The organism is Streptomyces sp. NPDC046870, assembly GCF_040704595.1.
Classification (GTDB): domain Bacteria; phylum Actinomycetota; class Actinomycetes; order Streptomycetales; family Streptomycetaceae; genus Streptomyces; species Streptomyces argyrophylli.
Genome location: NZ_JBEYXM010000007.1, coordinates 230,268 through 243,382, shown reverse-complemented (window position 1 = coordinate 243,382; position 13,115 = coordinate 230,268). Strand labels below are relative to the sequence as shown.

The following is a 13,115-nucleotide window of genomic DNA, read 5'->3' as shown; positions in this document are numbered from 1 at the left end:
GTGCCCCGCCGAGGTCCGGCCCCGGTACCGCGGCGCTGCCCCCGTCGGCCTCGGCCGCCCGGCGCCGCCGCGCTGCCCCGCCGACGCCCGGCCCCGGTGCGGCTACGGTGTCTGCCGTACCCGGAACGCCTCCGCGTCCCAGGTGCCGTCCAGGCGGGGGGACAGCCAGGTCGGGGCCGCTGTGCGGAACTCCGCGGGGGGCAGGGTGCCGGCGCCGGCGGGCAGCGCGCCGAGCAGGGGGGCGGCGGCGACCTCCGGCAGGTCGGCCACGTTGCAGCGGGTGGCGAGATCGGGCGTGGCGGGCCAGCTGCCGATCACGACACCGGCCAGCTCCAGCTCCCGGCGCCGCAGTTCACGTGCCGTCAGTTCCGTCACGTTGAGCGTGCCGAGTCCGGCCTGGGCGACGACCAGCACCGGCGCCCCCAGCAGCTTGGCCGCGTCGGCCAGCGTGCCGCCGGCCGCGTCGAAGCGGACGAGCAGCCCGCCCGCCCCCTCGACCAGCACCAGATCGTGCTCCGTGGCCAGCTTGGCGGCCCGCTCGGCCACCTCGTGCGGGTGCACCGGCGCCATCCCGGCCCGCCGGGCCGCCGTACCCGGCGCCAACGGCTCGGGGAACCGCGCCAGTTCACCGGTCGTGACCGGCCCGGCGAGGCGCGCGACCTCGTCGGCGTCCCCGCGCTCGCCCGGCCCCACACCCGTCTGGGCGGCCTTCAGCACGGCCACCGAGCGCCCGGCCGCGAGGGCGGCGGCGGCGACGGCGGCGGTGGTGACGGTCTTGCCGATCTCCGTGCCCGTCCCCGTGATCACCAGTACCGGCATGTCATCCCTCCCGCGCCGCGGCGCACACCGCGCGCGCGATCCGTGCCACGTCCTCGTCCGAGGTGACGTACGGCGGCATCGTATAGATCAGGTCGCGGAACGGGCGCAGCCACACGCCCTCCCGTACGGCGGCGTCGGTCGCGGCCCTCATGTCCACCGCGTGGTCGAGCTGGACGACCCCGATCGCGCCGAGGACGCGGACGTCCCGCACCCCGGGCAGGTCGAGCGCCGGCGCCAGGCCCTCCCGCAGTCCCGCCTCGATCCGCTTGACCTCGGCGAGCCAGTCCTGGCCCCGCAGCAGCTCGACGGAGGCGCAGGCCACGGCCGCGGCCAGTGGATTGCCCATGAACGTCGGTCCGTGCGCGAGCACCGGCACCTCGCCCCGCGAGATGCCGTCGGCGACCCGCGCGGTGCACAAGGTGGCCGCCATGGTGAGATAGCCGCCGGTCAGCGCCTTGCCCACGCACATCACGTCGGGGCTGACGGAGGCGTGGTCCGCCGCGAACAGCGCGCCGGTGCGGCCGAAGCCGGTGGCGATCTCGTCGAACACCAGCAGCACGTCGTGCGCGTCGCACGCCTCGCGCAGCACCCGCAGGTAGGCGGGGGAGTGGAACCGCATCCCGCCCGCGCCCTGCACCACCGGCTCCACGATCACCGCGGCCAGCTCGTCGGCGTGCCGCCCGATCAGCTCCCGCAGGTGGTCCGCGTACGCCTCGTCGTACCCGGCGGGCGGCGCGTCCGCGAACACCTGGCGGGGCAGCACACCGGTCCAGAGCTGGTGCATCCCGCCCTCGGGATCGCACACGGACATCGGGTTCCAGGTGTCGCCGTGGTAGCCGCCGCGCCAGGTCAGGAGCCGCTGCTTGCCCGGCCGGCCGAGCGAACGCCAGTACTGGAGGCACATCTTCACGGCGACCTCGACCGACACGGACCCCGAGTCGGCCAGGAAGACGTGCTCCAGACCGTCAGGCGACATGTCGACAAGGAGCTTCGCGAGCCGGACGGCGGGCTCGTGCGTGAGCCCGCCGAACATGACATGGCTCATCCGCCCGAGCTGCTCGCGCACGGCCTCGTCGAGGACCGGGTGGCGGTAGCCGTGGATGGCCGACCACCACGACGACATGCCGTCGACCAGTTCGCCGGACCCGTCCGCCAGGCGCAGCCGGACCCCGCTCGCCGCCTCCACGACGAGCGGTTCGGCGCGGCCGGGCATCGGGCCGTACGGATGCCACACGTGCCGCCGGTCCAGTTCCAGCAGCTCCGGCACGCCGAGCTCAGGCATTGGGCGCGAGGTCCGTCCCGGCGCCCCGGCGGCGGACCGCGACCAGGTCGGTCCGCGGCTCGCCCGCCACCGCCGGCGCCGACCCGCAGACGCCGCCGCCCTCGTGGCAGCCCCCGGTGTCCCCGCAGGCCGCGGCCTCCGTCCGGTGCTCCGGCAGCGTCACCTGATCGGCGCCCTCCACCTCGAACCCGGCGTCCGCGATCATCTCCAGGTCGGCCTTGCCGGCCTGGCCCTCGCTGGTCAGGTAGTCGCCGAGGAAGATGGAGTTGGCCAGGTGCAGTGCCAGCGGCTGCATCGTGCGCAGATGGACCTCGCGGCCGCCCGCGATTCGGACCTCCACATCCGGGCACACGAACCGGACCATCGCGAGGATCCGCAGGCAGCGCTGCGGGGTGAGGTTCCACTCCTTGGCCAGCGGAGTGCCCTCGAACGGGATCAGGAAGTTCACCGGGACGGAGTCGGGGTCCAGCTCCCGCAGCGAGAACACCACGTCGACGAGGTCCTCGTCGCTCTCGCCCATGCCCGCGATCAGTCCGGAGCAGGCGGACAGACCGGCCGCGTGCGCCTTCTGCACCGTGTCCACCCGATCGGCGTACGTGTGGGTGGTGGTGATGTCCCCGTACGTGGACTCCGAGGTGTTGAGGTTGTGGTTGTACGCGTCCGCGCCGGCCTCGCGTAGCCGTTCGGCCTGGCCGTCGGAGAGCAGGCCGAGGCAGGCGCACACCTCGACGCCCTCGTTCTGCTCCTTGATGGCCTTGATGGTCTGCGAGACCCGGTCCACGTCCCGGTCCGTCGGTCCGCGTCCGCTGGCCACCAGGCAGACCCGCTTGGCGCCGCCCGCGAGGCCCGCGGCGGCGGCCTGGGAGGCCTCGTCCGGCTTGAGCCAGGTGTACTTCAGGATGTCGGCCTTGGAACCGAGCCGCTGGGAGCAGTACGAGCAGTCCTCCGGGCACAGGCCCGACTTGAGGTTCACCAGATAGTTGAGTTTCACCCGGCGCCCGAACCAGTGCCGGCGCACCTTGCCGGCCGCGGCCACCACGTCGAGCAGGTCGTCATCGGAGGTGGCCAGCACGGCGAGCGCTTCCTCGCGGGTCGGCAGCTCGCGCCGAAGCCCCTTGTCCACCAGCGTGTTCAGCAGGTCCATGAGCCCTGATCCTGTCCTACGGGACCGCCCCGGGCCAAGGAGACTTCGCACAACGGAGCAGGTTCACCGTGTGGGTATTGCCACACACTGGGCGGCTGGTCGTACCGCTAGGGTCTGTCCGCTACCTACAAAAGCACCGGAGGACCCATGGCGTTCGGCTGGATCGACGAGCAGGCCGGGGCGCGCCGCAGCGCCGGACTCGTGCGCACCCTGCGTCCGCGTTCCGCCGACACGCCGCTGCTGGATCTGGCGAGCAACGACTACCTGGGCCTGACCCGCCATCCGGAGGTCGTCGAGGGAGCGGCCGGGGCCGCCCGGACCTGGGGCGGCGGCTCCACCGGCTCCCGGCTGGTCACCGGCACCACGGCCCTGCACACCGAACTGGAGCGGGCGCTGGCCGCGTTCTGCGGGTTCGAGGCGGCCCTGGTGTTCTCCTCGGGGTACGCCGCCAACCTGGCCGCCGTCACCGCGCTCGGTCCGCACGGTTCGCTGATCGTGTCCGACGCGGGCAACCACGCCTCCCTCATCGACGGCTGCCGGCTGGCCCGGGGCGAGACGCAGGTCGTGGGGCACGCCGATCCGGAGGCCGTGCGCAAGGCCCTGGCCGGACACGCGGGAGACGCGATCGTCGTGTCCGACACGGTGTTCTCCGTCGACGGGGACCGGGCGCCGCTGACCGCGCTGGCCGAGGCGTGCCGGGAGCACGGCGCCGGGCTGGTCGTGGACGACGCCCACGGGCTCGGCGTGCTGGGCGACGGTGGCCGGGGGGCTCCGTACGCGGCCGGGCTCGCGGGCGCGCAGGACGTGGTCGTCACGGCCACCCTGTCCAAGTCGCTGGGCAGCCAGGGCGGGGTGGTGCTCGGCCCGGCCCGGGTGATCGACCACCTGGTCAACGCGGCCCGTACGTTCATCTTCGACACCGGCCTGGCGCCGGCCGCGGCCGGCGCCGCGCTGGCCGCGCTGCGGCTGCTGGAGCGTGAACCCGAACGGGCGGCGCGGGCCCGTGAGGTGGCCGCGGAGCTGTACGCACGGCTGACCGCCGCGGGTCTGGAAGCGGTGCGTCCGGACGCCGCGGTGGTCTCCGTGCGGGCTCCGTCCCCGGAGCGGGCGGTGCGCTGGGCGGCCGACTGCCGTGCGGCAGGCCTGGCCGTGGGCTGTTTCCGTCCTCCCTCCGTGCCCGACGGCGTCTCACGGCTGAGGCTGACCGCCCGGGCGGACCTCTCCGGGGCGGAGATCGAACGCGCTGTACGAGTCATCGGCGAAACGCGACCATGAGTCGGCGTACACGGCCGTGTGCCGCACGAGGGTGATGAACGGGTGACCGGTTCCGGCCGGAGTGGCCGGCCCGCGGTCAGAGCGTGACGACGAACTCCGACCAGCTGCCGGCGGAGAAGAGCAGGGCGGGTCCGGCGGGGTTCTTCGAGTCGCGCACGGCGAGCAGTCCGGCCCCGGGGCCGGAGCGCGGCCGGGCCGTCTCCACGCAGTTGTTCGCGCCCGTGCTGTAGCTGCTGCGCAGCCAGCGCACGGCGTGCAGGTCGGTACTGGCTGGGACGTTCCGAGGCAGAGCTGACATGGTGCCTCCTTACGCGCCGTCACCTATTCCGGCGATGTAGTCCAACGATTCCTCGGGGGAAAGGGCGTGGAACTGAAGGGAGTTGAAGGCCTCGGAGTAGGCCATGAGGTCTTCTTTCCGCTCCAGGTAGAGGCTACTCGTCAACTGGTCGAGAACAACCACGTCCAGATCAGAAGTGCTCGGAAATGAGAAGATAACGAAAGGCCCGGTGAGTCCGACGTGCGCCCCGGCCGCGAACGGCAGCACCTGAAGCCGTACCTGGGGCAGCCGGGCCGCCTCCATCAGCCGTTCCAGCTGCCGGGCCATCACCTTCGGACCACCGACCTCGCGGCGCAGCACCGCCTCGTCCAGTACGGCGCTCAGCACCAGCGGCGGGTCGGAACGCAGCACGTGCTGCCGGGCCAGGCGCACCTCCACCAGCGTGTCCAGGCGGTCCTCGTCCAGGTCCTTCACGGCCGCACGGGTCACCGCGCGGGCGTACTCCGGTGTCTGGAGCAGCCCCGGCACCACGGTCGTCTCCAGCGTGCGCATCGCGCTCGCCTGCGACTCCAGGCTGATGAAGTCACGGTAGGTGGGGGGCAGCACCCCGCGGTAGGCGTGCCACCAGCGGTCCCGGCCGCCCGCGTCCTCCGACCCCGCCAGCGTCAGCAGCAACTCGCGCAGGTGTGCGTCCCGCACCTGGTAGGCGTCGAGCAGTAACCGCAGATCGGCCGGTTTCACACCGCTGGCGCCGGTCTCGATGCGGCTCACCTTCGACTGGTGCCATCCGACGAGCCGGGCGGCCTCACCGCTCGTGAGCCCCGCACCGGTACGCAGCGTGCGCAGTTCGGCGCCCAGTTTGCGGCGGCGCACTGCCGGACCGTTCTGCATGGGCTCCTCCTTACTCCTTCCGGGCCGCCCACATACGGTCTCGCGTCGCAGAGTTCACCGCTTCGAGCGACAGATATATGCATATCTTGGTGGATCGCTCCCCGTGACCGCCCGTTGGTGGCAGTCTGGCGAACAAGCACCAGTCCGGGACCGTACTCGAACCCTCCGCCACATGTCGGACCACGGCCCCGTGGGAAAGGGACGACGTCGCCATGGCAGACCACCTGGAAGCATCCGTCACTCTGCCGAGCGATCCGGCCTCGGTCTCCGCGGCCCGTTCCTACGTCGTGGGCACCCTGGCGGAGTGGGGCCTGCCGTCCGACACCGACGTCGCCGACACCGTGCGGCTCATCGTCTCCGAACTCGCCACGAACGCCGTACAGCACACCTTCGGCCAGTCACCCACCTTCACGGTCGACGTCGCGCTGCACCATGACGAACACCTGCGCATCGGCGTCACGGACAGCCATCCCCGCTTCCCGAAGAGACTGCCCGCCGCCGTCCAGCAGGACAACGGCCGCGGCATGGTCATCATCCGCTGTCTCACCGCCGAGTGCGGCGGCAGACTCCGCGTCCGCCCCACGCGCGAGGGCGGCAAGACGGTCTCGATCGAACTGCCCTGGACGATCCCGGCGACCCCGGTACCGGCGGGCCAGCAGGAGCAGTGACCCTCCGGGCGGGGCGGGGGCGTTCCTGACCGGCCGGGCGCCGGCGCGGCAGGCACGCCCGGCCACTCTTCCCCGGCCGGGGCCCGGCCACGACGTCCGGTACGCCCCGGCGAGCAGTGCCTCGATCTCCCGCCGGTCCGGAGGGCGCGGCACCACGCGCATCGCGGCTGCCCCGACAGAGGAGGCTGGCCGCGCGTGCCCAGGCCGGCCGGTAGGCGTGGTGAGCGCCAGATCCGACGCGTACGTCGGGGTGCGCCGCATGCACCCCCGGCGGCCGGGAGCACCCGAGCCGCAGCGGGGCGCCGGTGAACCACGCCGACTCGTGCCGGGGCCGACTGCCGGGAGAGGAGGGGCGGCGCGTGCCCGAGCCGGTGGGCGGTCCGGCCGATCGTGCCGGCCTCCGTCACCGGCACGCCGGGACCAGGGCCGTACAGGCGCCAGGCCGGGCGCCGACGTCACGCGCTCGCGCGCGAGTCCCCGCCCCGCGCCGACACGGTCTGCGGCTCGGCGTCACGGCCCCCGCGCAGGCCGCCTTGGCGGTGCCCGGCGTCGCGGCCGTCCCCGCCGTGCCGGGGCGCGAGGCGTCGCCTGCGTGCCCCAGTACGGCGTCTCGCCCCTGGGAGGTGCGATGGCTCGCCCGCGCGTCGACTCGGTCTGCGGGCCGGCGTCGGGGCGGAGCCGTAGTACTCGCCGCCGCGGCGGTGCCGGGCGGCTGGCGGGGCGTGCCGTGGGCGCGAGGCGGCGCCTGCGCGCCCCAGCTTGGCGTCTCGTTACCGGGACGCATCGGTGGCCCGCCCGGGCGTCGGCGCGGTCTGCGGGCCGGCGTCGCGGGTGGAGCCTCGCTGAGGGCAGCCCTGGCAGTGCGCGGCGTCGCGCCCGGTCTGGCCGGTGGCGGGGCGTGCCGTGGGCGCGAGGCGGCGCCTGGGAGCCCCAGCCCGACGTCACTTCCCCGGAACCCTGCGGCAGCCACCCGGGCGCCGGGCGGCGTCGCGGTTCCGGGGTCTCACCCGTGGCTCGCTCAGGCGGCCCGCCCAGGCGCCCCGCGTCCGTGGGGTGCGGGCGGGCGCCGGGGCGGCGTCGGCGGCCCTGCTGCTGGAGCCGCTGCTGGTCCGAGGCGGGTCAGCTCACCCGGCCGTACCAGACGCTCTTCGTCCAGATCCTCTCGAGCTTCACCACGTCCCCGGTCTTCGGGGCGTGCCAGATCTTGCCGTGACCCGCGTAGATGCCGACGTGGTAGACGTACGAACCCGAGTGGAAGAAGACCAGGTCGCCCGCCTTGCGGCTCCTGGAGGAGATGTGGTGCGTCTTGTTGTACTGCTGGGCGGCCGTGCGCGGCAGCTTCTTGCCGGCCTTCTTGTAGGAGTAGAGCGTCAGCCCCGAGCAGTCGAACCGGCGCGGGCCGGTGGCTCCCCACGCGTAGGGGGCGCCCTTCTTGGAGGCCGCGACCTTGAGTGCTTTCGTCGCCATCGTCGCGGCGGAGGCGTCGGTGGCGAGGCCGGGCACCGCGATCGAGCCGCCCACGGCGGCGAGGGTCAGAGCCGAGGCCGTGCCAGCCCGGGCCATCAGCGACGGGACACGATTGAGCGCAGTCATGCGCAACCCTTCGTCAGCCGCCTGTGAAGGATGACCTGTCGGATTCGGGCTGGCGAAGTTGCCCGGCCGTGTTGCCACGGCTTCACCCCAAGGGTCGCCCGGAGCCGACGACCGTCCGTGTCGTACGGACGAACATCTGTTCCGGCGACCCGCCTTGCTTGGGTCCTCCACTCCTGCCGATCCACTCCGTCGACCGGTCATCCGGGCGGCGGCAGGACTCGGCGTCCGCCCGGATCGCCCCGCCGCGGTGGCGGGGGCTTGTCGTCAGACACGGATCTTGGCTCACGATCGTCGGAAAATCCCAACGGAATCGGGGATTTGTGGTGTTACTCACCACTCACCCGTTCGGGTGGACACTGCCCTGTTCGAGCCTCCGTCAGATCCCGGACGTAGCCCCCGACCTGGGGCGATGCGCCTCCCGGCGGCCGACGCGACGGCGCTTGGCGCAACTCGGGAGGCCCGGAAAGCGATCTGGAAGTACACCGGTCGGCGGTACGTCGTTCGGACCGTTTCAAGTCCCGTCCGGACGAAGCGTGTCGACGCACGGGGCCGGCCGGGCCGGGCGGGGCGTCCCCCTCAGCCGGCGCCGTCCGGCGGGAGCGCGACGCGAGCGGCCCGGCGCTCGCCGTCCAGCACCCGCAACGCCCGTGCCAGCGTGTCCCCGTGCAGCTCCGTCTCACCCCGTTGGTGCATCAGCGCGAGCGCGTCCCGCAGCTCCGCCGCCTTGCGCACCAGCGCCTGGGCGGCGCGCAGCCCGCGGTAGGTGTCCCCGGGCCGGGCCGGGTTGATGCGGCCCAGCAGGTCGACCGCCTCCAGGTAACGGTCGATCAACTCGCCCTCGGCGCGGGTCAGCGCGGGAAGGGGCGGGAGGTCCGGCAGCATGGGCGGCTCACCTCGCGTCCGGTGCGCCGGGCGTGCCCCGGCGGCTCGGCACGATGCCGTCCACCAGACCGTAGGCGACCGCCCCGGCGGCGTCCAGGATCAGGTCGCGCTCCAGATCCTCGTGGACCTGCCCGGCCGTGCGCCCCGTGTGCCGCGTCAGCATCTCCGCGAGCGTCGCGCGGATGCGGGTCAGCTCCTCCGCCTGGATGAGCAGGTCGCTGGGCTGTCCGCGCACCGGCTCGGGCAGCGCGGGCTGCTCGATCACCATGCGGGCGCCGGGCAGCGCGAACCTCTTGCCCGGGGTGCCGGCCGCGACCAGCACCGCGGCCGAGGCGGAGGCCTGGCCCAGGCAGTAGGTCGCCACGTCACAGCCGACGTACTGCATCACGTCGTAGATCGCCGTCATGGCGTCGAACGAGCCGCCCGGCGAGTTGACGTACAGCGTGATGTCCCGGTCCGGCGCCGCGTGCTCCAGGTACATGAGCTGCGCGGTCACGTCGTTCGCCGCCGCGGTGTCGACCGGCGTGCCGAGGAAGACGATGCGGTCCTCGAAGAGCTTCGCGTACGGGTCGAGGGTGCGCACGGCGCTCCCGGTGCGTTCGGTGTACTCGGGCAGGACATGGCGGGCGGACGGTCGGGACATGGACGTACCCCTCCTCATGACGAGGCCCCGATGGGCTCGACTTCTGTAAAAAATGTACAGGACGTACGTGACGTTATGATGGGGGTATGGCCTACGAGATTCCGGTGACGCAAGCCAGGGCTGAACTCGCCGACCTGATCAACCGCGTCGTGTACGGCGGTGAGCGCGTCGTCGTGACCCGGCACGGCAAGCCGCTGGTCGCGCTGGTCTCGGCCGCCGATCTGGAACGGCTGGACGCCCTGGACGAGCCGGCCGACGAGCAGATCATCAGCTCCGTCTCCGGGGTCCGCGAGGCCGGTTCCGCCTCCCGCGAACAGCGGCGCTTCGGGATCGCGGCGGAGCACCGCGGGCCGGGCGCCTCCTGAGTCCCGCGCCCCCGCGGGAGCCCATCGGCCGGTCATGCGTCGGCCAAGGTCTGGTTAACGTCGTTGAAACTCCGGCGTTCTAGCCTGCCGATCCATGCCACCAGGGGTTTTTCTGCCCGGATTGACGAAACTCCGGGGATTTGTCTGTGTGTTACATCTGTCCCCGTCGTGGTGGCCGCGGCGACCGGACCCCGCACGGTCCGGAGCAAGGACTGTGAGGTGGGACGTGCAACTGACCCCGCATGAGCAAGAGAGGCTGCTCATCCACGTGGCGGCCGACGTGGCCGAGAAGCGCAGGGCCCGCGGGCTCAGGCTCAACCACCCGGAAGCGGTCGCCCTCATCACGTCGCACATCCTGGAGGGCGCGCGGGACGGCCGCACCGTCGCCGAGCTGATGTCCTCCGGCCGCAAGATCCTGACCAGGGACGACGTGATGGACGGGGTCGCCGAGATGATCCATGACGTCCAGGTCGAGGCCACCTTCCCGGACGGCACCAAGCTCGTCACCGTCCACGAGCCGATCGTCTGAGGGGACGCGATGATTCCCGGAGAGATCCTGTTCGCGGACGACCCCGTCGTCTGCAACGCGGGCCGCGAGGTCACCCGGCTGACCGTCCTCAACGCCGCCGACCGGCCGGTCCAGGTCGGCTCCCACTACCACTTCGCCGAGGCCAACCCCGGTCTGGAGTTCGACCGCGCCGCCGCCCGCGGCAAGCGGCTCAACGTCGCCGCCGGCACCGCCGTCCGCTTCGAGCCCGGCATCCCCGTGGCGGTCGAGCTCGTCCCCCTGACCGGTGCCCGGATCGTGCCGGGGCTGCGCGGGGAGACCGGAGGCGCCCTCGATGCCTGAGATCTCCCGCGCCGCCTACGCCGACCTGTTCGGCCCCACCACCGGCGACCGCATCCGGCTCGCCGACACCGACCTGCTCATCGAGATCGAGGAGGACCGCTGCGGCGGCCCCGGCGGCTCCGGGGACGAGGCGGTCTTCGGCGGCGGCAAGGTCATCCGCGAGTCCATGGGCCAGTCCCGCGCCACCCGCGCCGAGGGCACCCCCGACACCGTGATCACCGGCGCCGTCGTCGTCGACCACTGGGGCGTCGTCAAGGCCGACGTCGGCATCCGCGACGGCCGGATCACCGCCCTCGGCAAGGCCGGCAACCCGGACACCATGGACGGCGTCCACCCGGACCTTGTCATCGGCCCCGAGACGGAGATCATCGCGGGCAACGGGCGCATCCTGACCGCCGGCGCCATCGACGCGCACGTCCACTTCATCTGCCCGCAGGTGGCCGACGAGGCGCTGGCCTCCGGCGTCACCACCCTGGTCGGCGGCGGCACCGGACCCGCCGAGGGCTCCAAGGCCACCACGGTGACCCCCGGCCCCTGGCACCTGGCCCGGATGCTGGAGGCGATGGAGGCCTACCCGGTCAACGTCGGCTTCCTCGGCAAGGGCAACACCGTCAGCCACGAGGCCATGCTCTCCCAGATCCGCGGCGGCGCCGTCGGTCTCAAGCTGCACGAGGACTGGGGCTCCACGCCCGCCGTCATCGACGCGGCGCTCACCGTCGCCGACCGCACCGGCATCCAGGTCGCCATCCACACCGACACCCTGAACGAGGCCGGGTTCGTCGGCGACACCCTCGCCGCCATCGCGGGCCGGGGCATCCACTCGTACCACACCGAGGGCGCCGGCGGCGGCCACGCCCCGGACATCATGACGGTCGTCTCGCAGCCGAACGTCCTGCCCAGCTCCACCAACCCGACCCGGCCCTTCACGGTCAACACGACCGAGGAACACCTCGACATGCTGATGGTGTGCCACCACCTCAACCCGGCCGTCCCCGAGGACCTGGCGTTCGCCGAGTCCCGGATCCGGCCCTCCACCATCGGCGCGGAGGACATCCTCCACGACCTCGGCGCGATCTCGATCATCTCCTCGGACTCCCAGGCGATGGGACGGGTGGGCGAGGTGATCCTGCGCACCTGGCAGACGGCCCACGTCATGAAGCGCCGGCGCGGCGCCCTGCCGGGCGACGGCCGCGCCGACAACCACCGGGTCCGGCGCTATGTCGCCAAGTACACGATCAACCCCGCGCTCGCCCAGGGCCTCGCCGCCGAGACCGGCTCCGTCGAGCCCGGCAAGCTCGCCGACCTGGTGCTGTGGGAACCCGCGTTCTTCGGGGTCAAGCCGCTCCTCGTCATCAAGGGCGGGCAGATCGCGTACGCGCAGATGGGCGACGCCAACGCCTCCATCCCCACTCCGCAGCCGATCCTGCCCCGCCCTATGTACGGCGCCATCGGCCGGGCACCCGCCGCCAACTCCGTCAACTTCGTCGCGGACCTCGCGATCGAGGACGGGCTGCCGCAACGGCTGGGACTCGGCAAGCGGTTCGCGGCGATCGAGTCCACGCGCGCGATCACCAAGGCCGACATGCGCGAGAACGACGCCCGGCCGGACGTCCGGATCGACCCCGACAGCTTCGCCGTGCACATCGACGGCGAACTCGTCGAGGCCGCCCCGGCCGCCGAACTGCCCATGGCCCAGCGCTACTTCCTCTTCTGATGTCCAGGGCAGCACTGCTCGTCCTGGCCGACGGCCGCTTCCCCGCCGGGGGCCACGCGCACTCCGGCGGCGCGGAGGCCGCCGTCAGGGCGGGCCGCGTCACCGACGCGCCGAGCCTGGAGGAGTTCTGCCGGGGCCGGCTGCACACCGCCGGGCTCGTCGCGGCGGCACTGGCGGCGGCGGCCGTCCTCGGCGCCGACCCGGGCGAGCTGGACGCGGCGGCCGACGCGCGTACGCCGTCCCCGGCCCTGCGGGCCGCCGCGCGACGACTCGGCCGGCAGCTGCTGCGGGCCGCCAGGTCGACCTGGCCGTCCGCCGAACTGGACGCCCTGGCCCGCCGGTTCCCCAAGGGCGCCCATCAGCCCGTCGTGCTCGGTCTCGCCGCCCGGGCGGCCGGACTCGCTCCCGAGGACGCGGCCCACTGCGCGGTGTACGAGAGCGTGAGCGGGCCGGCGACGGCCACCGTGCGGCTGCTCAGCCTCGACCCGTTCGACGCGACCGGCGTTCTCGCCCGGCTGGCCCCCGAACTGGACCGCGTGGCGGACTCCGCCGTGGAGGCGGCGCGCAGGGTGGCCGGCGAGGGGGCCGACGCGCTGCCCGCGGCTTCCGCACCCCTGCTGGAGGTGGGCGCGGAGTGGCACGCGGGCTGGCCCGTGCGGCTGTTCGCGTCATGAGTCCGCCCACCCGCAACGCGCTCGGCTGAGAACCCACC

At 73.2% G+C, this 13,115-nt stretch carries 15 protein-coding genes and 1 riboswitch; of the genes, 7 read left to right on the top strand and 8 right to left on the bottom strand.

Features of this window, described 5'->3' with window-relative positions; all coding sequences use genetic code 11:
• Window positions 1-102: 102 nt before the first annotated feature.
• Genes bioD through bioB form a run of 3 tightly spaced genes read right to left on the bottom strand, consistent with a single transcriptional unit; the run spans window position 103 to window position 3,245 of the window.
• Window positions 103-819 (bottom strand): dethiobiotin synthase, encoded by a 717-nt coding sequence (gene bioD / locus AB0946_RS18615; protein WP_366761667.1) that lies wholly within the window; start codon window positions 817-819, stop codon window positions 103-105.
• A 1-nt stretch (window position 820) separates the two neighbouring features.
• Entirely contained in the window at window positions 821-2,101 is a 1,281-nt protein-coding gene (locus AB0946_RS18610; protein WP_366761666.1) for an adenosylmethionine--8-amino-7-oxononanoate transaminase, read from the bottom strand.
• The gene (gene bioB, locus AB0946_RS18605; RefSeq protein WP_366761665.1) at window positions 2,094-3,245 is read right to left on the bottom strand and encodes a biotin synthase BioB; all 1,152 of its coding nucleotides are present in this window, start codon (window positions 3,243-3,245) and stop codon (window positions 2,094-2,096) included. Before bioB ends, AB0946_RS18610 begins: the two co-directional genes overlap by 8 nt.
• A 147-nt stretch (window positions 3,246-3,392) precedes the next feature.
• Here bioB and AB0946_RS18600 point away from each other — a divergent pair, with 147 nt between their 5' ends.
• On the top strand, window positions 3,393-4,520 hold the full coding sequence (locus tag AB0946_RS18600) for an 8-amino-7-oxononanoate synthase (RefSeq protein WP_366761664.1): 1,128 nt from the start codon (window positions 3,393-3,395) through the stop codon (window positions 4,518-4,520).
• Window positions 4,521-4,596: 76 nt separating this feature from the next.
• Here the strand turns inward: AB0946_RS18600 and AB0946_RS18595 are convergent, their stop codons facing one another.
• Complete coding sequence (locus tag AB0946_RS18595) at window positions 4,597-4,818, bottom strand: DUF397 domain-containing protein (protein WP_366761663.1); 222 nt, start codon at window positions 4,816-4,818, stop codon at window positions 4,597-4,599.
• 9 nt (window positions 4,819-4,827) lie between these two features.
• Window positions 4,828-5,688, bottom strand: coding sequence for a helix-turn-helix transcriptional regulator (locus tag AB0946_RS18590; RefSeq protein ID WP_366761662.1), 861 nt, complete (start codon window positions 5,686-5,688; stop codon window positions 4,828-4,830).
• A 212-nt stretch (window positions 5,689-5,900) separates the two neighbouring features.
• Between AB0946_RS18590 and AB0946_RS18585 the strand changes: the two genes are divergently transcribed.
• Window positions 5,901-6,356 (top strand): ATP-binding protein, encoded by a 456-nt coding sequence (locus AB0946_RS18585; protein WP_366761661.1) that lies wholly within the window; start codon window positions 5,901-5,903, stop codon window positions 6,354-6,356.
• 1,119 nt (window positions 6,357-7,475) lie between these two features.
• On the opposite strand, the gene AB0946_RS18580 is transcribed toward AB0946_RS18585, so the two are convergent.
• From AB0946_RS18580 to AB0946_RS18570, 3 genes are all read right to left on the bottom strand, one after another.
• On the bottom strand, window positions 7,476-7,949 hold the full coding sequence (locus tag AB0946_RS18580; RefSeq protein ID WP_171158592.1) for a C40 family peptidase: 474 nt from the start codon (window positions 7,947-7,949) through the stop codon (window positions 7,476-7,478).
• A gap of 3 nt (window positions 7,950-7,952) precedes the next feature.
• Window positions 7,953-8,183, bottom strand: a riboswitch (cyclic di-AMP (ydaO/yuaA leader).
• A 342-nt stretch (window positions 8,184-8,525) separates the two neighbouring features.
• A complete protein-coding gene (locus AB0946_RS18575; protein ID WP_366761660.1) occupies window positions 8,526-8,831 on the bottom strand; it encodes a hypothetical protein in 306 nt (101 codons plus the stop codon).
• A gap of 7 nt (window positions 8,832-8,838) precedes the next feature.
• Entirely contained in the window at window positions 8,839-9,474 is a 636-nt protein-coding gene (locus AB0946_RS18570) for an ATP-dependent Clp protease proteolytic subunit (protein WP_366761659.1), read from the bottom strand.
• A gap of 86 nt (window positions 9,475-9,560) precedes the next feature.
• Here AB0946_RS18570 and AB0946_RS18565 point away from each other — a divergent pair, with 86 nt between their 5' ends.
• The 5 genes from AB0946_RS18565 (at window position 9,561) to AB0946_RS18545 (ending at window position 13,077) form a co-directional block, all read left to right on the top strand.
• A complete protein-coding gene (locus tag AB0946_RS18565; RefSeq protein ID WP_366761658.1) occupies window positions 9,561-9,839 on the top strand; it encodes a type II toxin-antitoxin system Phd/YefM family antitoxin in 279 nt (92 codons plus the stop codon).
• A gap of 226 nt (window positions 9,840-10,065) precedes the next feature.
• Window positions 10,066-10,368, top strand: a complete 303-nt coding sequence (locus AB0946_RS18560; RefSeq protein ID WP_030655145.1) for an urease subunit gamma — start codon at window positions 10,066-10,068, stop codon at window positions 10,366-10,368.
• Between the two features lie 9 nt (window positions 10,369-10,377).
• On the top strand, window positions 10,378-10,689 hold the full coding sequence (locus AB0946_RS18555) for an urease subunit beta (RefSeq protein ID WP_014671283.1): 312 nt from the start codon (window positions 10,378-10,380) through the stop codon (window positions 10,687-10,689).
• On the top strand, window positions 10,682-12,403 hold the full coding sequence (locus AB0946_RS18550) for an urease subunit alpha (protein WP_366761657.1): 1,722 nt from the start codon (window positions 10,682-10,684) through the stop codon (window positions 12,401-12,403). Before AB0946_RS18555 ends, AB0946_RS18550 begins: the two co-directional genes overlap by 8 nt.
• A complete protein-coding gene (locus AB0946_RS18545) occupies window positions 12,403-13,077 on the top strand; it encodes an urease accessory UreF family protein (RefSeq protein WP_366761656.1) in 675 nt (224 codons plus the stop codon). The genes AB0946_RS18550 and AB0946_RS18545 overlap by 1 nt, the downstream gene beginning before the upstream one ends.
• Window positions 13,078-13,115: the final 38 nt, after the last annotated feature.

Coding starts and splice junctions, on each gene's coding strand:
- bioD (WP_366761667.1), bottom strand. CDS start 819: ATGCCGGTACTGGTGATCACGGGGACGGGCACGGAGATCGGCAAGACC.
- AB0946_RS18610 (WP_366761666.1), bottom strand. CDS start 2,101: ATGCCTGAGCTCGGCGTGCCGGAGCTGCTGGAACTGGACCGGCGGCAC.
- bioB (WP_366761665.1), bottom strand. CDS start 3,245: ATGGACCTGCTGAACACGCTGGTGGACAAGGGGCTTCGGCGCGAGCTG.
- AB0946_RS18600 (WP_366761664.1), top strand. CDS start 3,393: ATGGCGTTCGGCTGGATCGACGAGCAGGCCGGGGCGCGCCGCAGCGCC.
- AB0946_RS18595 (WP_366761663.1), bottom strand. CDS start 4,818: ATGTCAGCTCTGCCTCGGAACGTCCCAGCCAGTACCGACCTGCACGCC.
- AB0946_RS18590 (WP_366761662.1), bottom strand. CDS start 5,688: ATGCAGAACGGTCCGGCAGTGCGCCGCCGCAAACTGGGCGCCGAACTG.
- AB0946_RS18585 (WP_366761661.1), top strand. CDS start 5,901: ATGGCAGACCACCTGGAAGCATCCGTCACTCTGCCGAGCGATCCGGCC.
- AB0946_RS18580 (WP_171158592.1), bottom strand. CDS start 7,949: ATGACTGCGCTCAATCGTGTCCCGTCGCTGATGGCCCGGGCTGGCACG.
- AB0946_RS18575 (WP_366761660.1), bottom strand. CDS start 8,831: ATGCTGCCGGACCTCCCGCCCCTTCCCGCGCTGACCCGCGCCGAGGGC.
- AB0946_RS18570 (WP_366761659.1), bottom strand. CDS start 9,474: ATGTCCCGACCGTCCGCCCGCCATGTCCTGCCCGAGTACACCGAACGC.
- AB0946_RS18565 (WP_366761658.1), top strand. CDS start 9,561: ATGGCCTACGAGATTCCGGTGACGCAAGCCAGGGCTGAACTCGCCGAC.
- AB0946_RS18555 (WP_014671283.1), top strand. CDS start 10,378: ATGATTCCCGGAGAGATCCTGTTCGCGGACGACCCCGTCGTCTGCAAC.
- AB0946_RS18550 (WP_366761657.1), top strand. CDS start 10,682: ATGCCTGAGATCTCCCGCGCCGCCTACGCCGACCTGTTCGGCCCCACC.
- AB0946_RS18545 (WP_366761656.1), top strand. CDS start 12,403: ATGTCCAGGGCAGCACTGCTCGTCCTGGCCGACGGCCGCTTCCCCGCC.